18 protein-coding genes and 1 tRNA gene are annotated in these 20,761 nt (G+C 69.8%); 14 read left to right on the forward strand and 5 right to left on the reverse strand.

Going from position 1 to position 20,761, the window contains the following annotated elements:
- The first annotated feature begins 3 nt into the window (after positions 1–3).
- Entirely contained in the window at positions 4–1,554 is a 1,551-nt protein-coding gene (locus AC0NZN_RS13015; RefSeq protein ID WP_474592726.1) for an MFS transporter, read from the forward strand.
- Positions 1,555–1,584: 30 nt separating this feature from the next.
- Here the strand turns inward: AC0NZN_RS13015 and AC0NZN_RS13020 are convergent, their stop codons facing one another.
- Positions 1,585–1,842, reverse strand: a complete 258-nt coding sequence (locus tag AC0NZN_RS13020) for a DUF6458 family protein (protein WP_474592727.1) — start codon at positions 1,840–1,842, stop codon at positions 1,585–1,587.
- A gap of 218 nt (positions 1,843–2,060) precedes the next feature.
- On the opposite strand from AC0NZN_RS13020, the gene AC0NZN_RS13025 reads away from it, so the two are divergent.
- From AC0NZN_RS13025 to AC0NZN_RS13040, 4 genes are all read left to right on the forward strand, one after another.
- Positions 2,061–3,125, forward strand: coding sequence for a 3-isopropylmalate dehydrogenase (locus AC0NZN_RS13025; protein WP_474592728.1), 1,065 nt, complete (start codon positions 2,061–2,063; stop codon positions 3,123–3,125).
- A gap of 68 nt (positions 3,126–3,193) precedes the next feature.
- Positions 3,194–4,306 (forward strand): branched-chain amino acid aminotransferase, encoded by a 1,113-nt coding sequence (locus AC0NZN_RS13030; protein ID WP_474592729.1) that lies wholly within the window; start codon positions 3,194–3,196, stop codon positions 4,304–4,306.
- Positions 4,307–4,386: 80 nt separating this feature from the next.
- Positions 4,387–5,151, forward strand: coding sequence for a fumarylacetoacetate hydrolase family protein (locus AC0NZN_RS13035; RefSeq protein ID WP_474592730.1), 765 nt, complete (start codon positions 4,387–4,389; stop codon positions 5,149–5,151).
- A complete protein-coding gene (locus tag AC0NZN_RS13040) occupies positions 5,144–6,382 on the forward strand; it encodes an MFS transporter (RefSeq protein WP_474592731.1) in 1,239 nt (412 codons plus the stop codon). The genes AC0NZN_RS13035 and AC0NZN_RS13040 overlap by 8 nt, the downstream gene beginning before the upstream one ends.
- Before the next feature lies 1 nt (position 6,383).
- Here the strand turns inward: AC0NZN_RS13040 and AC0NZN_RS13045 are convergent, their stop codons facing one another.
- Positions 6,384–7,457 (reverse strand): aminotransferase class V-fold PLP-dependent enzyme, encoded by a 1,074-nt coding sequence (locus AC0NZN_RS13045; protein WP_474592732.1) that lies wholly within the window; start codon positions 7,455–7,457, stop codon positions 6,384–6,386.
- A gap of 78 nt (positions 7,458–7,535) precedes the next feature.
- On the opposite strand from AC0NZN_RS13045, the gene AC0NZN_RS13050 reads away from it, so the two are divergent.
- The 3 genes from AC0NZN_RS13050 to AC0NZN_RS13060 all read left to right on the forward strand — a co-directional run bounded on the left by AC0NZN_RS13050 (position 7,536) and on the right by AC0NZN_RS13060 (position 10,214).
- On the forward strand, positions 7,536–8,492 hold the full coding sequence (locus tag AC0NZN_RS13050; protein WP_474592733.1) for a LysR family transcriptional regulator: 957 nt from the start codon (positions 7,536–7,538) through the stop codon (positions 8,490–8,492).
- A gap of 27 nt (positions 8,493–8,519) precedes the next feature.
- Complete coding sequence (gene gltX, locus AC0NZN_RS13055) at positions 8,520–10,058, forward strand: glutamate--tRNA ligase (protein ID WP_474592734.1); 1,539 nt, start codon at positions 8,520–8,522, stop codon at positions 10,056–10,058.
- An 84-nt stretch (positions 10,059–10,142) separates the two neighbouring features.
- A tRNA-Gln gene (locus tag AC0NZN_RS13060) sits at positions 10,143–10,214 on the forward strand.
- Positions 10,215–10,393: 179 nt separating this feature from the next.
- Here the strand turns inward: AC0NZN_RS13060 and AC0NZN_RS13065 are convergent.
- Positions 10,394–11,071: a GNAT family N-acetyltransferase gene (locus tag AC0NZN_RS13065; RefSeq protein ID WP_474592735.1), complete on the reverse strand. Its 678-nt coding sequence runs from the start codon at positions 11,069–11,071 to the stop codon at positions 10,394–10,396.
- Positions 11,072–11,158: 87 nt separating this feature from the next.
- Positions 11,159–11,755, reverse strand: a complete 597-nt coding sequence (locus AC0NZN_RS13070) for a GrpB family protein (RefSeq protein WP_474592736.1) — start codon at positions 11,753–11,755, stop codon at positions 11,159–11,161.
- Between the two features lie 355 nt (positions 11,756–12,110).
- On the opposite strand from AC0NZN_RS13070, the gene AC0NZN_RS13075 reads away from it, so the two are divergent.
- The gene (locus AC0NZN_RS13075; protein WP_474592847.1) at positions 12,111–13,082 is read left to right on the forward strand and encodes a DMT family transporter; all 972 of its coding nucleotides are present in this window, start codon (positions 12,111–12,113) and stop codon (positions 13,080–13,082) included.
- Here the strand turns inward: AC0NZN_RS13075 and AC0NZN_RS13080 are convergent.
- A complete protein-coding gene (locus AC0NZN_RS13080; RefSeq protein WP_474592737.1) occupies positions 13,064–13,699 on the reverse strand; it encodes an NUDIX hydrolase in 636 nt (211 codons plus the stop codon). The two genes, AC0NZN_RS13075 and AC0NZN_RS13080, sit on opposite strands and share 19 nt — an antisense overlap.
- Positions 13,700–13,741: 42 nt before the next feature.
- Here AC0NZN_RS13080 and AC0NZN_RS13085 point away from each other — a divergent pair, with 42 nt between their 5' ends.
- The 5 genes from AC0NZN_RS13085 (at position 13,742) to AC0NZN_RS13105 (ending at position 20,675) form a co-directional block, all read left to right on the forward strand.
- The gene (locus AC0NZN_RS13085) at positions 13,742–14,011 is read left to right on the forward strand and encodes a hypothetical protein (RefSeq protein ID WP_474592738.1); all 270 of its coding nucleotides are present in this window, start codon (positions 13,742–13,744) and stop codon (positions 14,009–14,011) included.
- Positions 14,012–14,328: 317 nt separating this feature from the next.
- On the forward strand, positions 14,329–15,024 hold the full coding sequence (locus AC0NZN_RS13090; protein WP_474592739.1) for a hypothetical protein: 696 nt from the start codon (positions 14,329–14,331) through the stop codon (positions 15,022–15,024).
- 83 nt (positions 15,025–15,107) lie between these two features.
- Positions 15,108–16,577, forward strand: a complete 1,470-nt coding sequence (locus tag AC0NZN_RS13095; RefSeq protein ID WP_474592740.1) for a DUF3375 domain-containing protein — start codon at positions 15,108–15,110, stop codon at positions 16,575–16,577.
- A complete protein-coding gene (locus AC0NZN_RS13100) occupies positions 16,570–17,316 on the forward strand; it encodes a DUF4194 domain-containing protein (RefSeq protein ID WP_474592741.1) in 747 nt (248 codons plus the stop codon). Before AC0NZN_RS13095 ends, AC0NZN_RS13100 begins: the two co-directional genes overlap by 8 nt.
- Positions 17,313–20,675, forward strand: coding sequence for an ATP-binding protein (locus AC0NZN_RS13105; RefSeq protein ID WP_474592742.1), 3,363 nt, complete (start codon positions 17,313–17,315; stop codon positions 20,673–20,675). The genes AC0NZN_RS13100 and AC0NZN_RS13105 overlap by 4 nt, the downstream gene beginning before the upstream one ends.
- Positions 20,676–20,761: the final 86 nt, after the last annotated feature.

A 20,761-nucleotide genomic window follows, 5' to 3' on the forward strand; every position in this document is an offset into this window, starting at 1 on the left:
GACATGTCCGTCCAGACCCCCGCCCCCATGACGATGCCGGTGCCGGAGCGCGTCGGCTGGCGCGGCTGGGCGGCGCTGGCGGTGCTCATGCTGCCCGTGCTGCTCGTCGCGGTGGATGCGACGGTGCTGCACTTCGCACTGCCCCAGATCGCGCTGCACCTCGAGCCGACGGCGGTCCAGCAGCTGTGGATGATCGACGTCTATCCGCTCGTCCTCGCCGCCTTCCTCGTGACGGCCGGAACGCTCGGCGACCGGTACGGCCGCCGCAAGCTCCTGCTCATCGGCGCGACGGGATTCGTCGTCGTCTCGGTGCTCGCCGCCTTCGCCCCGACGGCCGAGTGGCTCATCGCCGCGCGTGCCGCGATGGGCGTCTTCGGCGCCGTGCTGATGCCGTCGACCATGTCGCTCATCCGGAGCATCTTCACGAACCGCGATCAGCGCAGGCTCGCGATCGCCATCTGGGCGGCCGCGTTCTCCGCCGGCGCCGCCCTCGGGCCCATCGTCGGAGGAATGCTCCTCGAGCACTTCTGGTGGGGCTCCGTGTTCCTTCTCGCCGTCCCGGTGCTGGTGCCCCTCGTCGTCTTCGCGCCCTTCCTGGTGCCTGAGAGTCGAGATCCGCACCCGGGGCGCATCGATCCGCTCAGCATCCTCATGTCGATCGCGACGATGGTCCTCGTCGTGTACGCGATCAAGCAGATCGCCGTCGACGGGCCGACGATCGGCTGGATCGCCCTCGGCACGGCCGGCCTCGGATGCGGAGCCCTCTTCGTCCGGCGCCAGCTGCGCAGGGAGGCGCCGATGTTCGACGTACGTCTCTTCGCGGTCGGCAGCTTCACGGGGGCACTGCTCGTCAACCTGCTGAGCGTGATCGCCTTCGTCGGGTTCGAGTACTTCATCGCCCAGCACCTTCAGCTCGTCCTCGGCCTGTCACCGATGGAGGCGGGCCTCGCCCTCGTCCCCGGGCTCGTGGCGATGATCATCGCGGGCCTCATCGTGGTTCCGATCTCCCGGCGTCTGGCGCCCCGCATCCTGATTCCCGGCGCGCTGTCAGTGTCGATTCTCGGGTACATCCTCATGTCGTTCGTCGGCCATGACCACGCACTGGCCCTCGTGGTGACGGCGTCGGTGCTGCTCGGCGTGGGCATCGGCATGGCCGAGACGGTGTCGAACGAGCTCGTGCTCTCGAGCGCGCCCGCGGCTAAGGCGGGCGCCGCGAGCGCCATCTCGGAGACCGCCTATGAGATCGGAGCCGTGCTCGGCACGACGATCCTCGGCGGCATCCTCGCGGCGATGTATCGGTCGAATCTGGTGGTTCCGACCGGGATTCCGGATGCGGCGGCCCTCGCCGCGCGAGAGACGCTCGCCGGTGCGATGCACGTCGCGGACCAGGTCGGAGGCCAGGCCGGTGCTGTGCTGCACTCCGCGGCCGCCGCCGCCTTCGACGCGGGAATCGCCGCGACCTCGCTCATCGGCGCCGCATTCGTGCTCGCCGCCGCCATCGTGGCGGCGACGACCCTCGGACGCGGTCGGTCTGTCAACACAGACCGTCCCTGAGACATCGACCGCGGCCGAGGATCGAGCCGATCAGACCTCGTCGGGGGGCAGGACCCGCTCCACACGGGAGACGCGGTCACCCGTGGCGGGATCGACGTAGCTGCGAGTCGTCCCCACCGCGCGGCGGTGCATGAAGAACCTGATGAGGCCGACGACGAACACGATCGCGCCGGCCACCATGAGGATGTATCCGACGAGTTGGAGATCGACCCACGACACCGTGATGTGCAGGGCGTACGTCAAGATGGCACCGATCACCACGAGGACAACACCCAATCCCATGGTCATGTCATTCTCCTTCCAGCGGCCGGGTCGTCATGTGGACCCGGCTCGTCCAGCCACACAACCATGAAGACAGCTCGTTCCCGCATGGGGTGGCGCGGGCGGTCGAGACGTGGTAAGCGCCACCGCCGTCACGTTCCGTCGCGCGGGCGGCGCGTCATCCCGCCGACGGATAGCCTGGATCCCTGTGCGCCATCTCGGGCGCCGATCGTGAGGAGTGTCCCGTGCCGGAAGCGTCATCCCGTGTCGTGAAGCTCGCCGTCATCCCCGGTGACGGCATCGGCCCGGAGGTCGTCTCCGAGGCGGAGAAGGTGCTGGATGCGGCGACCGCGGACAGCGGCATCCGCTTCGAGAAGACGGCGTTCTCGCTCGGCGCCGGACGGTATCTCGAGAGCGGCGACACGCTCACCGACGAGGACCTCGCGGCGATCAAGGACCACGACGCGATCCTGCTCGGCGCCGTCGGCGGCGTTCCAGGCGACCCGCGGCTGAAGGACGCCAACATCGAGCGCGGCCTGCTGCTGAAGCTCCGCTTCGAGCTCGACCACTACGTGAACCTGCGACCGTCCACGCTCTACCCGGGTGCGCCGGGACCGCTCGCCGCGCCGGGCGCCGTCGACTTCGTCGTCGTGCGCGAGGGCACCGAGGGGCCGTACGTCGGCAACGGCGGTGCGATCCGCCGCGGGACGCCGCACGAGGTCGCGAACGAGACCTCGGTGAACACGGCCTTCGGCGTCGAGCGCGTCGTGCGCTACGCGTTCGACCTCGCCGAGCGACGCTCGAAGAGGCTGACCCTCGTGCACAAGACGAACGTGCTGGTTCACGCCGGCGGCCTGTGGAAGCGGATCGTGGATGCCGTGGCGCAGGAGCACCCGGATGTGACCGTAGACTACCTGCACGTCGACGCGGCGACGATCTTCCTGGTCACGAACCCGGGCCGTTTCGACGTCATCGTCACCGACAACCTCTTCGGCGACATCCTGACAGACCTGGCCGGCGCCGTCACCGGTGGCATCGGTCTCGCCGCCTCCGGGAACATCAACCCGGACGGCGCGTTCCCGTCTATGTTCGAGCCCGTGCACGGATCGGCGCCGGACATCGCGGGGCAGCAGAAGGCCGATCCCACGGCTGCGATCCTCTCCGTCTCGCTCCTGCTCGACCATCTCGGGCTGCGCGACGAGGCCGCGCGCGTGACCCGCGCCGTCGAGGACGACATCGCCGCACGGGACGGCTCACCCCGCACGACCTCGCAGATCGGCGACGCCATCGCCGCCCGCCTCCAGGCGTAGCCTGGGCATGACGGCACACGACGCCGCGACGCATCCCCGCGCCCCCTGAGCGCAGACAGGACACGACAATGGCCATCGACCTCCCCCTCCAGGCTCCCTCCTCCGCAGGGCTCATCTGGCGAGTGACGCGCAACGAGAGCGCGACACCGGATGCCGAGCGCGAGGCGATCCTCGCCGACCCGGGGTTCGGACAGCATTTCACCGACCACATGGTCGACCTCTGCTGGTCGCTGAAGGGCGGCTGGCACCGCCCGCAGGTCGAGCCGTACGGACCGATTCCGCTCGACCCGGCCGCCGCAGTCCTGCACTACTCCCAGGAGATCTTCGAGGGCCTCAAGGCCTACCGCCACGCGGACGGCTCGATCTGGACCTTCCGTCCCGACCGCAACGCGGCGCGACTGCAGCGTTCCGCTCGTCGCCTGGCGTTGCCCGAGCTGCCCGCCGACATCTTCATCGAGTCGCTGCGTCAGCTCATCGCCGTCGACGCCGACTGGGTGCCGTCGGCTCCCGAGACGAGTCTCTACCTGCGTCCGTTCATGTTCGCCAAGGAGGCCTTCCTCGGCGTGCGCGCCGCGCAGAAGGTCGGTTACTACCTCATCGCGTCGCCGGCCGGGGCGTACTTCCCGGGCGGAGTGCAGCCCGTGAACATCTGGCTGTCGCGCGAGTACGCGCGCGCCGGCAAGGGCGGAACGGGCGCCGCGAAGACCGGCGGCAACTACGCCTCGAGTCTGCTGCCGCAGGCGGAGGCGTACGAGAAGGGCTGCCAGCAGGTGCTCTTCCTCGACGGACAGTACATCGAGGAGCTCGGCGGCATGAACCTCGTGCTCGTGACACGCGACGGCCGGCTCATCACCCCCGAGTCGGACTCCATCCTCGAGGGCATCACCCTCGCATCGATCCTCCAGCTGGCGAAGGACAGGGGGCTCACGGTCGAGCAGCGCAAGCTCTCGATCGACGAGTGGCGTGAGGGTGCGGCATCCGGCGAGATCGTCGGCGCGTTCGCGTGCGGCACCGCCGCGGTCGTGGTGCCGATCGGCACGCTGCTGGCCGACGACTTCGAGATCGTCCACGAGGGCCCCGAGTCCGTCGAGCTCGCGATGTCGCTGCGAGACGAGCTGACCGGCATCCAGTACGGACGCGTCGAAGACCGGCACGGATGGATGCTGCGCCTCGACGCCTGAGCGCACGCCTGGCATCGAAGGGCGACGATCCCGCGGGATCGTCGCCCTTCGGCTTAGCCGCCCCTGGATAGGCTGGAGCGGTGAGGATCGCGCGCTTCAGCCATCAGGACTCCATCCGCTACGGCATCGTCGACGAGGACGAGCTGGTCGTCCTGGCGGGCGACCCGATGTTCGCCGGGTACGACACGACGGGGGAGCGCGTGCCGCTGTCTGACGCGGCGCTGCTGGCGCCGGTCATCCCTCGCTCGAAGGTCGTGGCGGTCGGCCGCAACTACCGCGAGCACGCCGCCGAGTTCGGCAACGAGGCACCGGCCGAGCCGCTGCTCTTCTTCAAGCCCAACACCTCGGTCATCGGCCCCGGCGACACGATCGTGCGCCCGACGCAGTCCGAGCAGACCGACTTCGAGGGCGAGCTCGCCGTCGTCATCGGCCGGATCGCCAAGAACGTTCCGGCCGAGCGGGCCCTCGACTACGTGTTCGGCTACACGATCGCCAACGACGTGTCGGCGCGCGACCTGCAGCGCAAGGACGGACAGTGGTCGCGCGCGAAGGGCTTCGACACCTTCTGCCCATTGGGGCCCGCCATCGAGACCGAGTTCGAGGTCGAGGGGAAGGTCCTCACCACGCGCGTGAACGGCGAGGTGAAGCAGCAGGCGCCGCTCACCGACATGGTGCACAGCGTCGCCGACATCATCGCCTACGCGTCCGCTGCGTTCACGCTGCTTCCGGGTGACGTCCTCCTCACCGGCACGCCGGCGGGCGTGGGTCCGTTCGTCGCCGGCGACACCGTCGAGGTGGAGATCACCGGCCTCGGCACGCTGCGGAACCCGGCAAGGGATGCCTGACACCCTGGCCGCGCCGCTGACCGCCACCGGTGTCGCACGCATCCAGCGGCGGACCGTCGCGACTCTCGCGGCCGGCCAGGTGCTCGGAAGCGTCGCGTTCGGTGCCACCGTGTCGCTCGGTGCGCTGCTCGCGGCCGACATCTCCGGGCAGGACTCCCTCTCGGGGTTCGCGACCGCCACGGTGACGCTCGGCGCGGCCATCGCCGCGATCCCCCTCGCCCGCCTGGCCGCGCGTCGGGGACGACGGTTCTCGCTCAGCCTCGGCAACCTCCTCGCGTTCACCGGCATCGTGATCGTGGTGACCGCGGCGGCGATCCGCTCCTTCCCGCTGCTGCTCGTCGGGGTGCTCATGATCGGCGCGGGCAATGCCGGCAACCTGCAGTCGCGCTTCGCGGCCACCGATCTGGCCACGACGGAGCGTCGCGGCCGGGACCTCTCGATCGTCGTCTGGGCGACGACCGTCGGCGGCGTCGTCGGCCCGCTGCTGCTGCCCGTCGGCGAGGTGGTCGGACGCTCGCTCGGCATGCCGCATTACACGGGCTCGTACCTCTTCTCGTGCGCCGCGCAGCTCGGCGCCGTCGTGCTCTATCTCGTGGCGCTGCATCCCGACCCGCTTCGCATCGCGCAGCAGCTGGCCAGGACGGGCGAGGCGCGCGCCGAGCACATCATCGAGGTCGACCGGCCCGTGGCTGCGCGCTACGCGATCTTCGCCGTGGCCGGCTCGCACGTCGTCATGGCGTCGGTCATGGCCATGACGCCGGTGCACCTCGCGCATATGGCGTCCGCGGATACCGTCACAGCCGTCGTCGGGGTCACGATCGCGATCCACGTCTTCGGCATGTACGGACTGTCGCCGGTCTTCGGCATCCTTGCCGACCGCTGGGGCCGGCTGCGCGTCATCCTGCTCGGTCAGGGCCTGCTGATCGCGGCGCTCGTGACCGCGGCACTGCTCTCGGATGCCGAAGGCGGGGTCATGCTCGCGCTCGTGCTCCTCGGCCTCGGCTGGAGCGCGGCGACCGTGTCCGGCGCCGCACTGCTCACCGAGGCCACCGTGACCTCTCAGCGACCGCGGCGGCAGGGGCGCAGCGATTCGATCATGGCGCTCTCGGCCGCGATCGGCGCGGCCGCGGCCGGCGCGATCCTCGGCTGGATCGGCTACGGCGGACTGGCGCTGTGCGCGCTCGTCATCGTGGCGGCGGTCATCGCGCTCTCGCCCCTCGGGCGACGCTGAGTCAGAACCCGAGCACGGCGGACGCGAGGGCGACGTCGCTCGCGTCGTTGAAGACGTGGAACGCGACCCGCGCGCGCCCCGCACGTCCGGAGGCGGTGATCCCCGCCGCGGTGAGGCGGGCGAGGTCGCAGCCGGTCGGATCCGCCCACGTCACGATCGCGGAAGGACGTTCGGGCTGGGGGATGCCGCACCGCTCGCGGAAGGACGCCGCGAGCCCGGTGGTGTAGCCGTAGAGCTCGTTCCGGTCCGCGTCGGCGAAGAGAGCGAGCGACGGCTCGGCCCCGACGAACGCCTGCCATGCGGGGGAGACGTCGAAGCGGCGAGCGGATGCGGCGAGCTCGACCTCGTGGCCGTAGCACGACGACCACGGGTCATCGCCCGCATACCAGCCGGCGAACACCGGCCGTGCGAGGCGCTGGAGGCGGTCGGACAGCGTGAGGAATGCGACGCCGCGCGGTGCGCACAGCCACTTGTAGGCGTGACACACGACGGCATCGAAGTCGGATGCGTCGACCGGCATCCACCCGACCGCCTGCGTCGCGTCGCACAGGGTGAGCGCGCCGGTCGCGGCGGCCGCCTGCGCGATGGCGTCGAGGTGGGCGACTTCGCCCGTCGCCGACTGGACGGCGGAGAACGCGATCATGGTCGTGTCGGGGGAGACCGCGTCGGCGAGCTCGTTCAGGGGAGCGGTGCGGACGGTGATTCCGCGACCCGCGTGGACGAACGGCAGGACGATCGACGAGAAGTCCCCCTCCGCGCACAGGACCGCGGCTCCATCGGGGAGGGCGGTCGCGACGAGAGCGGCGAGGACGGATGTCTGGGATCCGATCGCGACGCGATCGGGATGGGTCGAGACGAGCCGGGCGAAGTGCGCACGACTGCGCTCGGCCGCGGCGGAGTAGGCCATCGGATCGGGGCGGCCGGATGCGGCGGCCAGCACATCCGCGATGACGGCGTCACGCGATGCCTGGGGCGGGAGCCCGGTCGTGCACGCCGACAGATACCCGGCGCCGCCGACGAACGCGTGGCCGATGTCCGGCATGCGCGTTCGGTGGAGGGTGGGCGTGGTCACCATTCCAGGGTGCCCGCGGGCGAGTGATTCGTCTACGGCATGATGATCATGTCTTCCATAACTAGCGATTATGATCACTATATGGCCGATCTCGATGACCTGGACTTCGATGTCCAGACGCTGCGCGTCGTCAAGGCGATCGCGGATGAAGGGTCGCTCACCGCCGCGGCGGAGGCGCTCGGATACAGCCAGCCTGCGCTCAGTCAGCAGATGCGCCGGCTCGAACAGCGGCTCGGCGTGCCGATCGTCGAGCGGGCGGGACGGCGCGTGCGTCTCACAGAAGCCGGGCGCGTGCTGGCCCGGCACGCTCCCGCCGTCACGACGGCGCTGGATGCGGCGGCCGGTGAGCTCGCCGAGCTGCGCGGGCTGCGGTCCGGCCGTGTGCGTCTGGCCGGCTTCCCGTCCGCATCGCCCACGCTCGTGCCACGGCTGCTCGCCGACCTCGCCGAGAACCACCCCGGAATCACGGTGACCTACCTGGAGGCCGAGCCGCCCGAGGCTGTGGAGGCGGTCCGCGACGACCGCGTCGACATCGCCCTCACCTTCAGCTATCCGGGTGACCGCGACGACCCGCACCGTCTCAGCGCGCGCGGGCTGGCCGTGCAGACGATCGGCCGTGACGAGCTGCTCGCCGTACTGCCGGTCGGCCACCCTGCGGCGGCCGCCGCATCCATCGATCTCGCATCGCTCGCGAGCGAGGACTGGATCGCGGGATGCCCGCGCTGCCGCGGCCACCTCCTCGAGGTGTGCGACCGCGCCGGGTTCGAACCGCGGATCACGTTCGAGACCGACAACGTCGCCGCCGTCGAGGGTCTCGTCGCGCAGGGGATCGGTGTCGCGACGCTGCCGCGGCTGGCCGTCGCATCCTTCCCGCCCATGCCGGGGATCGTGACGCGGGCGCTCCCGCCGGGCGATGAGCGGACGCTGCATGTGGTGACCGCGCAGGGCGCGGATCGCGTGCCGTCCGTGCGCACGACCCTCGCGGCGCTCCTGCGCGCTCTGGAGGCCGCGTCGGCCGGCATGACACCCGCGGGCTGACGGGCCCCGCCGAATAGACTGGACAGGATGGCTTCTGCACCCGATTCCCGTACCACGACCGCGAGCGGCGCCGATGTGCGCGTGCGGTTCTGCCCGTCGCCCACCGGTCTGCCGCACGTCGGCATGGTCCGCACGGCCTTGTTCAACTGGGCGTACGCCCGGCACACCGGCGGCAAGATGGTCTTCCGCGTGGAGGACACGGATGCCGCGCGCGACAGCGAGGAGAGCTACCGGCAGCTCGTCGACGCGCTGACCTGGCTCGAGATCGACTGGGACGAGGGCGTCGAGAAGGGTGGCCCGCACGGTCCGTACCGCCAGTCGCAGCGGCACGACATCTACCGCGAGGTGCTCGACAAGCTCATCGCATCCGGTGCCGTGTACGAGTCGTACTCGACCGCCGAGGAGATCGACGCGCGCAACGAGGCCAACGGGCGCGCCAAGCAGCTCGGCTACGACAATTTCGATCGCCACCTGACCGACGAGCAGAAGGCCGCGTTCCGCGCCGAGGGCCGCGAGCCCGCGTGGCGCCTGCGCGTGCCGGAGGACGACCTCACCTACGTCGACCTGATCCGCGGCGAGGTGACGTTCCCCGCCGGGTCGTTCCCGGACTTCGTGCTCGTGCGCGCCGGGGGAGTGCCGCTGTATCCGTTCACGAACCCCGTCGACGATGCGCTCATGGGCATCACGCACGTGATCCGCGGGGAGGACCTCATGCCCTCCACCGCGCGCCAGCTCGCCCTGTACGGCGCGCTGGTGGATGCCGGTGTCACGACGTTCATCCCGCGCTTCGCGCACATGCCGCTCGTCCTCGGCGAGACGGGCACCAAGAAGCTGTCGAAGCGCGATCCCAAGGCGGACCTGTTCCTGCTGCGCGAAAGCGGGTTCATCCACGAGGGCCTGCTCAACTATCTCTCGCTGCTCGGCTGGTCGCTCGCACCCGACCGCGACGTCTTCTCGCGCGACGAGCTCGTCGCGGCGTTCGACATCGTCAATGTGAACCCGAACCCGGCGCGCTTCGACCAGAAGAAGGCCGAGTCGATCAACGGCGACCACATCCGGATCCTCTCCGAGAAGGACTTCGCGGAGCGCATGCTGCCGTACCTCGTCGATGCCGACGTCTTCGGCCCGGGCAAGGCGGAGCCGACCCACGAGCAGCTCGTTCTGGCGTTCCGCGCAGCGCCGCTCGTCCAGGAGCGCGTGCAGCTGCTCGGCGAGCTCCCGGGCCTCCTCGGCTTCCTCTTCACGGACGACGTCGCGTACGAGGCGGATGCTCTCGGCTCCCTGCCCGCGAACGCGGGCGAGGTGCTCGTTGCCTCCGTCGGCGCGCTCGAGCTCGTGGCGGACGCGGACTTCACAGCGGCGGGAATTCAGGAGGCGCTCGTCGGCGCGCTCGTGAACCCCGTCGAAGAGGGCGGTCTCGGACTCAAGCCCCGCGTGGCGTACGGCCCGCTGCGCGTCGCGATGAGCGGTCGTCGCGTGTCGCCGCCGCTCTTCGAGTCGATGGAGCTGCTCGGCAAGGCCGAGACGGTGCGCCGCCTCGGCGCCCTCGTGCGGAGCCTGGGCTGACGCGCCCGAGCGGCGCGTTCGGTTTGGCCGTGTGCCGGGGATCGGGTAAGCTCGATCCTCGGCACGACTTCGGTTGAAAGCCATTGGGGTATGGTGTAATTGGCAACACGGCTGATTCTGGTTCAGTTGTTCTTGGTTCGAGTCCAGGTACCCCAGCAAGACGAAAACCCCCGGTAGATCGGGGGTTTTGTCATTCACGCCCTGATCTGGATGCCGCGTTGTGCAATCTCCCCACTCGATCAGCAGCGGGGGCCCCTAGAGGATGTGATTCACCTCGTGAGGCCGGCCGCCAGGCGCGCGACTGCGATCGCGGGCGACCCGCGCCGGAATCCGTGTCAGCTGGCGAGCTGCGCGCGAAGCTCGTCGAAGCCGATGAGTTCGATCGGACCACCGAGCAATGCTTCATGCTGCGGCCTGACCTGCTCCCACCGGGCGCGGGTCAGGAGAAAGCGCGTCTGCCGGGCCGCGACGCCGTCTCGAGTGACAAGCTGTGTACCGTTCTCGACGTATCCGATCCGGCGGGACACCGCCGCCGAGGCCGGGTTATCCGTGAACGCCGCAGAGGTCAGCTCGACAGCCGCCAGCCCGTCGAAGAAGGCCCACGCGATCGCGGCGCGCATGCGAGTGCCGATGCCTCTGCCCTGAAACTCGCGGCCGAGCCAAGAGCCCGTCTCAACAGAGCGGCAGGCACTCCAGTCCGCGCCCGACGCGCCCTGGATGCCCACCGGTACCCCCTCGACGAGCACGCCCAACTCGAGCGTGAACTTCCCGGTCGGCGAGACTTGTGGTCGCGCCGCCCACTGGAACGCCAACACGCTTCGAGCGACGTCCGCAGGCGTTCCCCGGGTCCAGGGCACGTTGAAGGGCATCTTGTCCGGGTCGTGAACGCCGCGTCCTGCGAGTTCGGCGAGGCCGGTGAGAAGGTCGTCGTCGATCCACCGCAATTCGAGATCGCCCGCTCGGACACTCAGCCCGCTGGCCGGCCACAGGGACGCCAACCGGTCCGTATCCATCCCGCATCTTTAGCACACTCCGCGCATCGGCATGAAAGCCGACACCATGGAACGGCGCCCCGATCGATGCGCTGCAAGGAGCACCGCCTACTGCGCGGCCCAGCGTTCGAACTCGTCCTGGACCCGATCGAAGAAGGCGGTCTTTCCGTGGGTGTAGTCGTCGTAGTCGGCCCTCCCGGCGTTCTGCGCGCTGAGGTGACGCTTGACCGCTTCGTACTCCTGCCGCTCGGTGGGATGGGCTCTGAGCCAATCCCGGAACCACACGGTGTAGCTCGCCCACGGCGAATCGGCTCGTCGGATGTGCAGAATCACCGTTGGATCCTCATTGACGAAGAGCGACTTGGACCAGACCTCGTCCGCGACTATTGCCGAGCCGCGTGGGAGGTCCCGGTAGACGCCAGGTGAGTCCGGCCGCGAACCCGTCGCGCGGCGATAGCCGAGCGGCCCCAGACGCTGGATGAGATCGTCATCCACGGGGAGCGGGCGAAGGCTCACCTGCAGATCGATGATCGGTTTGGCGGCGAGACCGGGGACGGAGGTCGACCCGATGTGATCGAACCGTGCCTGTGACATACCGGGGAGGTCGTGGAGTCCTTCGCGGATCGCGGCGAGCGCCCGCTCCGCTTGCGGCGGCCAGCGCGGGTCGTACTCGGCCAACGCTGCAGGATTGTCTGACGCCGGCATGGGCTCCAGGCTAACTCGCCAATTCACGCTTCGACCGCCCTCACGACCGTCGGCTGACCCCCGATGGTCGGTTCCAGGCCAATCCGCCGCCGGCACGCCGACAAGGACTGTGGAGCCGCGCCCCCGGGGGACCGATCGACTGCTCGCGAGATGGCCCCTCAAAGACGCGCGGTTCGGCAGGACCCGGGTGGAGAGCCGGTCACCGCGACGGCACCACTGGGTGGCGGCTTCCCTCGGACCAGAACGGGCGGGCGGCCGGCATTGCGATGTCCGGAATCCGCCGGAGATCGACCTCGTCTCCCGGGAGCATGGGCAGAGCAATCAGTCGGCTACCGCGGAGCACGTCGTGAAGAACATGGTCTTGGTCCAGTACGTCCTCCTCGCGCTCACCTGGGGGTCGAGCTTCTTCTTCGTGAGCGTCGGGCTGCAGGGCCTCTCGCCCGCCCAGATCGTCCTCGCGCGCGTGGTGAGCGGGGCCATGGCGCTCGTGGTCGTGAGCCTGATCACCCGTCAGTCGTTGCCGAAAGACCGAGTCATCTGGCTGCACATGCTCGTTGTCGCACTCCTGCTCTGTGTCGCCCCGTTCCTGTTGTTCGCATGGGCACAGCGTTACGTTCCGTCGAGTGTGGCGAGCATCTTCAACGCGACCACTCCGCTGATGACGATGCTCGTCGCCCTGGTCGCATTGCCGGCCGAGCGCCCGAATCGCGCCCGGGCGGGCGGACTTCTGCTCGGGTTCCTCGGCGTGCTGCTGGTGCTCGAGCCCTGGCAGCAGGGTCTGCGGTGGGGTACGCAGTTGGTCGGTGAGCTCGCGTGTCTCGCGGCGACCACATGCTACGCAGTCGCGTTCGTCTACCTGCGACGGTTCATCTCGCCGCGCAAGCTCGCCGCGATCCCGGTGGCCACCCTCCAAGTCGGGATCGCCGCAGGCGTGATGCTCCTGCTCGCACCATTCACCGCGCTGCAACCAGTGGCGATCTCACCAGGGATCGTGTTCGCGATGCTCGCTCTGGGTGTCCTCGGCACGGGGCTCGCGTACGTCTGGAACACCAACATCATCGCCGCGTGGGGGGCCACATCGGCCTCGACGGTGACGTACCTGACGCCGGTCGTAGGGATCGCGCTGGGCACGGTCGTGCTCGGAGAGCACCTCGGCTGGAATCAGCCGGTCGGCGCGGCGATCGTGCTCCTCGGTATTCTCGTCAGCTCCCGAACCCTGAAGCCTCGGGAGTCGCACGACGGACCATCGACGCGGAAGGCGCTGAAGATCCGCGAACGCACAGCGCGCGCCAGGACTGCGTCGCCGGGTCACGTGCAGCGAAGCTGACGCCGGGAGGCCTCGCGCGCAGCCTGCTGCACCCGTGACTGCCAGCCCGGCGGGACGTTCTCGGGGAGCGCGTCGATCGCGAACCAACGCACATCCTCGCTCTCTTCGCTCACCCTGAGATGGGCGTCCGGGGATACCACGGCGGCGTAGACGACGTCCCAGTGCGCGGCGCACGAGAACCCCGCGTGCAGATCGTGGCGGTCCAGATCGAGGATCGCGGGGGAGAGCAACGTGAGATCGGCGATTCCGGACTCTTCCCGAGCCTCTCGCCGCGCGGCATCGGCCACCGACGCATCCTCCGGCTCGATGTGACCGCCGAACTGCAACCAGAACTGGCCCTTGCGATGGAAGCAGAGCAGAACCCGGTCGAACTCGGGCGAGAACACGAAGCAGGATGCCGTCAGATGCTCTGGCCCTCCCTCGCGCCGCAGAGCCGCGTCCCCTGTGGAGCGGACCCAGCGGATGTACGAGTCCCGCAGATCGGTTGCCGGCAGTTCTTCGAGGCTGGCGAGCAGGTCCTGAACGGGCATCCCAAGATCGTGTCTGGCTCGAGCACGTTGACGCAAGCGGACATCAGCAGGAGCAGCCATCGCCGACTGATCCTCGACTTCGTCCATCCGCCAGACTAAGTTGGCGTTCGGCCGTCAGATCGGAGCAGCGTGGAGACATCGTTCGGGATAGTCGGCGTGCTTGTCGTCGGCGGGTTCTACGTCGGGATGATTGCGCTCGGTGTGTGGATCATTTACGGGGTGATCAGGGGTGCGGTCCGCACGGCGCTCGATGACCACTTCCGGAAAGTGCAGTGGTACGAGAAGACCGGTCTCTGGTACAGCGGTCGCCCACCCAAGGGGCTGCCGGGTGCGACGCAGTTGAGTCGTGCGGAACGGAGGAACCTCCCGACGCAGCAACAGGCGGAGAAGGGTGCGTAACGGATGCGTTGGCCAGGGCCGCCGCCGCGCTTTCTGTGACCGTTCGGCGAGTCCGGATGCCGCACGTAGCTGGGACGATCCTGGCCGGTACCGCGGCGGACGCCTCCTCGACGCCGGTGACGGCGCGCCGGGAGACATCAAAGCCGGGTGAGCACGACGGGTCACGGAAGACTGAGGCCGCCGCATGAAACCCCCCGCTGGCATCACCGTCGCGCAGGCGGTGATCTCCCGCGCGTCGCCCGACGAGATGGTCTCTGCCGGCAGGGTGCTGCCGCGGATGGGCGCGTCAGCCCGAGCCCATGCCCAGGAGGAGAACCATGTCCCGCACCATCCGCACCGCCGTCACCGCGGTCGCCGTCGCTCTTGCCGTCACGTTCTCGGTGTGCGGGTGTTCCACCCTGACCCACGTGCTGCAGCAGAAGGCCACGTCCGCGGCCGCCCACGCGCTCGGCATGACCTCGACGCCCGCCGACGGTGCCGTCGCCGCGACGGTACCGTCGGCGACCCCCGGCCTGCGCGCCGTCTCCTCACCCGGGACGGTGGTCGACGACGAGTCGCTGCACCCCGGGCAGTGCCACGTCCGCGAGGTGAACCAGACGGCAGGTCTTGTGCTTCCCGACGCCTCGTGCACGCCGGGTGCCATCGACCCGGCGGTCACCCAGGCAGACGTCCAGCAGACCATCTGCAAGACCGGCTACACGGGCGGCGTCCGCCCGTCCGCGTCACTGACGGACAAGTACAAGCAGCAGGCTCTCGCCGAATATGGTCTGCCCTCCGAGCACTCCACCGAGTACGACCACCTGGTCAGCCTGCAGCTCGGCGGCACGAACACGGTGAGCAACCTGTGGCCCGAGCCGAACCGCGCCGGCGCCCCGGGCACCACGAACCCGAAGGACGCCGTGGAGAACACGCTGCACCGCGCCGTGTGCTCCGGCCGGGTCACCCTCGCCCAGGCGCAACAGGCGATCGCCGCCGACTGGACGACGGCCGACGCGACACTGAACCTGAAGTAGCCGCGGGCCCACCCGAACCTGCGCGCATCTCGCTCGCGTCCGGCGACGGTGGCCGCCGCCCGGCTTCCCGTAGTGTGGAGGCGATGGGAAGTCCGCGTGCCGAAGCTGCGTATCTGCGGGCCCTCGCAGCGTTTCGCACCCCCACCCTCGATCTCCTCCACGGTCGTTACGCGCCGTTCGTCGTCGCTGTCCTGTCGATCGTGTTCACCGTGGACCGGCCGACCGTGGCGGTCTCGGATGCGCACGCCGAGGTGGCGGAGATCCTCGACGAGCTGCGGGCCAGCGGCTACGACGAAGAGGAGCGCGGCCTGCCGGCGGGTACGGCGCGTGAGATCTGCCGCTACTGGGTGCGCGTGGGGTGGCTCGTGCCGCAGATCGACGGCGACACCGAGGTCTATCGGCTGAGCGCCCACGCCGTCGGTGCGCTCGAGATCACCGGCCGCACGGGCGGCGGCCGCACGCGGGTGTCGAACTCGCGCGTGCGTACGCTGCTGGAGGCGGTGGAGCGGCTCGCCGCCGACGCCGAGGCCGACCCGGCACTGCGACTCGAGCGGCTCATCCAGGAGCGCGATGCGCTCGACGCGGAGATCTCCCGGCTGGCGCGGGGCGAAGCGGAGCCCATCGACGATGAGCAGCTTCTGGAGGAGGCCGAGAACGTCCTTCACCTGGCGCGGGAGCTGCCCGCGGACTTCAGCCGGGTCGCCGAGTCCATCAAGGCCATGCAGCGCGACGTCGTCGCAGACCTGCGTCGGGACGTGCGACCGACGGGTGAGGTGCTGCGCGAGTATCTGGAGCGCGGCCAGCATGTCATGCAGTCAACTCCTGAGGGTCGCGCGTTCGCGGGCGCACTGCGCCTCCTCGGCGATCCGGATCGCATCGACGACCTGACCGAGCAGCTGCACACCGTGCTGGCACAGCCCTTCGCACGCCTCATGGACGCCGAACAGCGTGCCGAGCTCGACGCCATCGGGCGCCGAGTCGAGGTGGGCGTGCAGGAGGTGCTGACCGCCCAGCGACGCGCCTCCCATGTCATCACCGGTCAGGTTCGCACCCACGACCCGGTGCGCGACCGCCACGTCGATGCGCTGCTGCGCGACGTGATGTCAGGACTTCAAGCCTGGACGCGCAGCGGATCGCCGGATGCGCCGGTCGACCCTGTGCGGAGCCTTCCGATCGCGGACATCGGTCATCTTCGCCAGTCCGTCAGTGACATCCGTCCGTCCGATGCGCCCGTGCCGCTGTCGCGCGTCGATGACGCGGAGTTCGTGGATGCCGACACCCGCGCGTGGGGCGGTCCCCGGTACGCCGAGCTCGAGGCGTATGTCGCGACGCTCGGCGACGAGTTCGACCTGGGGGACGCCTTCGCCGGCAGCCCCGACGACACGCGGCGTCCCGTGGATCTTCTCGGTCTACTCGAGATCGCCCACCGCACGGGGATCACCGAGGGCGACACGATCTCGGTCGTCGAGGCGCTGCGCCCCGACGGTTCGAGCCGGCGATTCGCCTTCGGATCAGTGACCGCCCGCAGCGCCAAGGAGGCAGACGATGACTGACACGACAGCAGGACGCGCCGAGCCGTTCATCGATCCCGTGGCTATGGAGGAGGACCCGGACGAGCTGTTCCCGGGCGATCGCGGTGTGCTCGACCCCGAGGTGCGGCGGGCTCTCGCACTCATCGTGCAGCGGCGCTTCGTGCACGCCGACCGCCACCGCGACGTGTGGACCGTGCTGCTGGACAACCAGCAGATCATCGAGTCGCGCCTGAACGACATGTTCGTCCGTGTCGTGATCGATCACGACCGCGGCATCGCATACAAGCAGCAGGTGCGCTCCGACGAGCTCGATGTGCCGATTCTGCTGCGCGACCTCGCGTATTCGCGCCCGGAGACGCTCGTGCTGGTGCACCTGCGCACGGTCTATCAGCGCGAATCGGCTGCGGGGGAGCCCTCCGCCCGCGTCGACATCGAGGACATCGAGCAGACCGTGCTGAGCTACTTCGCGGATGCGGACGGCGACACGGCGCGGCGCCAGAAGGCGATCCGCACCGCCGTGCAGCGACTCGCGAAGGACGGCATCGTCGACGAGGAGACGACCGGTCGGTTCCGCATCTCGCCGCTCGTCGAGATCGTGCTGAGCGCGGAGAAGCTGCGCGAGCTGCGCACCTGGCTGCGGGCGCAGACGGCTCGCGATCGTTCCGCGGCCGTCGACGCGTTCGACCTCGACGCCCAAGACGACGACCTCGACGAGCGGGACGATCTCGCGGAGCTGGAACAGGAGGAGATGGCGCTGTGACCATGCTCGACACGCTGTTCGGACTGATCCCGGCGGCATCCCGCGGCCAGCAGTGGCTCGCCGAGGATCTCCAGCTCGTCAACTGGGGCGGCTATGACGGCGCGCACCGGGTGCGCCTCTCGCCCGCGGCGACCCTGCTGTGCGGCGGCTCCGGGTCGGGCAAGTCGACCTTGATGGATGCGTACATCGCCCTGATGATGCCGCACACCACGCCGTTCAACGGCGCATCCAACGGGGGAGTGACGGGGCGGCCGCGCGGCGACGAGCAGCGCAACATCCTCTCGTACGCGCGCGGCAAGCTCGACGAGTCGCGCACCGAGGACGGCACGAAGATGCGCGTGCTCCGCGGCGACGGGACCGACACATGGACGGCCGTCGCCATGACGTGGCTCGACCACGACGGGTCGCGGTTCACCGCCGTGCGTGCGTGGTACATCCCGGCTGCCGCGCGGGTCCTGGAGGACACCGTTCGTGTCCGCGCGACGGTCCACGGCGCGTTCGACCTCCGCTCCCTCGAAGCGGCCGCCGCGGCGCACCTGACCGACACCTCTCTTCGGGCCGCCGGCCTCGATCCCGTCGGCACCGACCGCGAGTTCTCGGCACGCCTGCACGCGGTGCTCGGCATCGGCGCCGCGGGTGCCGGGGCGAAGGCGATGAGTCTGCTCGCCCGCATCCAGGCAGGCCAGCAGATCACGACCGTCGACGACCTGTACAAGCGTCTCGTGCTCGAAGAGCCCGAGACGATGACCACCGCCGACGCGGTCGTCGCCCACTTCGACGAGCTCGAGAGCACGCGCACCCGCATGCTCACGGCCAGGCAGCAGGTGAGCGCCCTCGAGCCCCTCCGGGACCTCCGGACGAAGATCGCCGCGGCCGCCGAGCGCGTGGAGATCATCGACGCGATCGGCTCCTTCTCCGACCCGACGTCGCTCGCGAGCCTGTGGCGCGCGGAGCGCCGGCTCGACCTGCTGCGCAACGCCGAGGCGGAGTTGCGCGATCGCACCCGCGCCATCGACATCCTGCTGCGCGAGAAGCGTGCGCTGGCGGACGCCGCGGAGACCGAGCGCGACGGGCTCGCCGATGTCCTGCGACTCTCCGGCGGCGACCGATTCGAGACCGCGCAGCGCGAGCTGCGCGGGGCGGAGGCGCGGGTCGACGGCGCATCCCGCAATCGCGCCCGCCTCGACGAGGACCTGCAGCGCATCGGCGTCGAGGTGTCGACGCGCGAGCAGTTCGAGGCGCTCGCCTCGCATGCGCGCGCCGAGCTCGCGGATGCGGACGCCAAGCGCACCGCCCGTGACGCCTACTCTGATGCCGTCTCCGAGCGGAAGGCGGCCGCATCAGAGGTCGCCGAACTGGAGGCGGAGGTGCGCCGCGCGGCCGGCCGGCACGACAGCATCCCACGCCCTCTGCATGAGACGCGAGAGCTCGTCGCACGCGCGGCCGGGCTCGAGCCCGACGAGCTGCCGTTCGTCGCCGAGCTGATCGAGGTGCGCACCGAGTTCGAGCCGTGGCGCGAGGCCTTCAACCTGGCCCTCGGCGGCTTCGCCACGACCCTCATGATCGACACGGCGCACCTGGCGCGGTTCCGCGCCGCGATCGACTCGGTGCGCGTGCCCGTGCGGTTGCGTTACGAGGGCGTCCACACAGGACTCGACGCCTCCGGCGGGAAGGATGCCCGCACCCTCCCCGGCCGCCTCGACTATCGCAGCACCCCCTTCACCGGGTGGCTGCAGGAGCGGCTCGAGGAGCGCTTCGGCTTCGTCTGCGTCGACACCGTCGCCGAGATCTCGCAGCACCGCATGGCCCTCACGATCGCCGGCCAGATCTCACAGGGCAGCCGCGGTGCACACGGCGGCCACGGCCGCGACAACGTCCTGGGATTCTCGAACGATCGCCGCCTGCGCGAGCTCGCGGCCCGGCTGGAGGCAGCTCGGGACCGGTTCACCGCCGCATCGACCGCCGCGCAGACCGCCGAGGAGGCGCTCGACTCCATCGACGGGCGCCTCGCCGTCTACGGCAGGCTCGTCGACATCGCGTGGGAGCAGGTCGACGTCGAGACGGTGAGGTCCGAGCGTGACCGCTGGGCGGCGGTGCTCGACGAGGTCGCCGCCGCCAATCCCGAGATCGCGCGCGTGCAGACGCAGATCGCCGACGCGAAGGCGAAGACGGCACGCCTTCGCGAGGAGATCGGTCGCGCCGAGGGCGATCGCGAACAGCTCGAGACACGCTGGGCCGAGGTCACCGACGAGGTCGACGCGAGCCAGACCACCACCGACCAGGCGATGGATGCGGGGCGCGAGCTCACCGACGAGCAGCGCGCCTTCCTCGACGCCCGCTTCACGCTCCGGGAGGCGGCGGTGTCGGCTGCGGCGGCATCCGTTGTGCTGACCCGCTTCGACGCGGCTCTCGCCACCGCCGCGCACCGCCTCGACGAGGACCGCGCATCCGCCGTCGCATCCCACCAGGAGCAGCGCGAGAACGTGCGCCGCCTCATGAGCGGCTTCCTCGAGCGGTGGCCCAATCCCAACCTGCTCCCGGACCCCGACGAATCGGTGGGCGACTTCGAGCGCATCCTCGAGGCGCTCGAGACGAGCGGCCTCCACGAGCTCGAGGCGGAGTGGCGGGACAGCCTGCTGAAACTCTCCGGCAACGACCTCACGAGCCTCGACTCGACGCTCAGCCGGTCGCTGAGGGAGATCCGCGATCGCATCGAGCCGATCAACGTGATCATGCAGGATCTGCCGTTCTACGACGACGACCACCGCCTGCAGATCACGACGCGTGAGAACCAGTCCGAGGCGCGCAAGCGCTTCCGTCGCGAGTTGCGCGAGGTGCGCGGCCTCATCGAGAACGCGTCGACGGACGACGCCCGCGAGAACGTGTACCGACGCATGGCGCGACTCATCGGCCGGATGCGCCGGTCGGCCCCGGACTTCGGCGACCTCATCGACGTCCGCAATCACGTGCGGGTCAGCGCCGAGCGGGTCGACGCATCCACCAAGGACCACGTCGCGCTCTACGACCACATCGGCGAGAAGTCCGGCGGAGAGTCGCAAGAGCTCATCGCGTTCATCGTGGGCGCGGCCCTCCGCTATCAGCTGGGGGATGCGGGCTCCGAGCGTCCGCGCTACGCGCCGGTGTTCATGGACGAAGCGCTCATCAAGGCGGATGCCCACTTCACGAAGCGCGCGATCGGCGCCTGGCGCGGCCTCGGCTTCCAGTTGGTGATCGGCGCCCCGAATGACAAGTACAGCGCGATCGAACCTCACGTGGATGTCGAGTACGACATCCTCAAGGACACTCTCGGTCGCTCGTGGGCGAAGCCGAAGGTCGCCCTTCCCGAGAACGCGGACTGAGGCGGCGACTGCGACCGGCGTCGCTGGGGACGGTCTTGACCGGGCGGTCAGTCAGATCTACCGTTGAATCGACCCCCGATCGGGAG

The organism is Microbacterium sp. sgz311019, assembly GCF_056135325.1.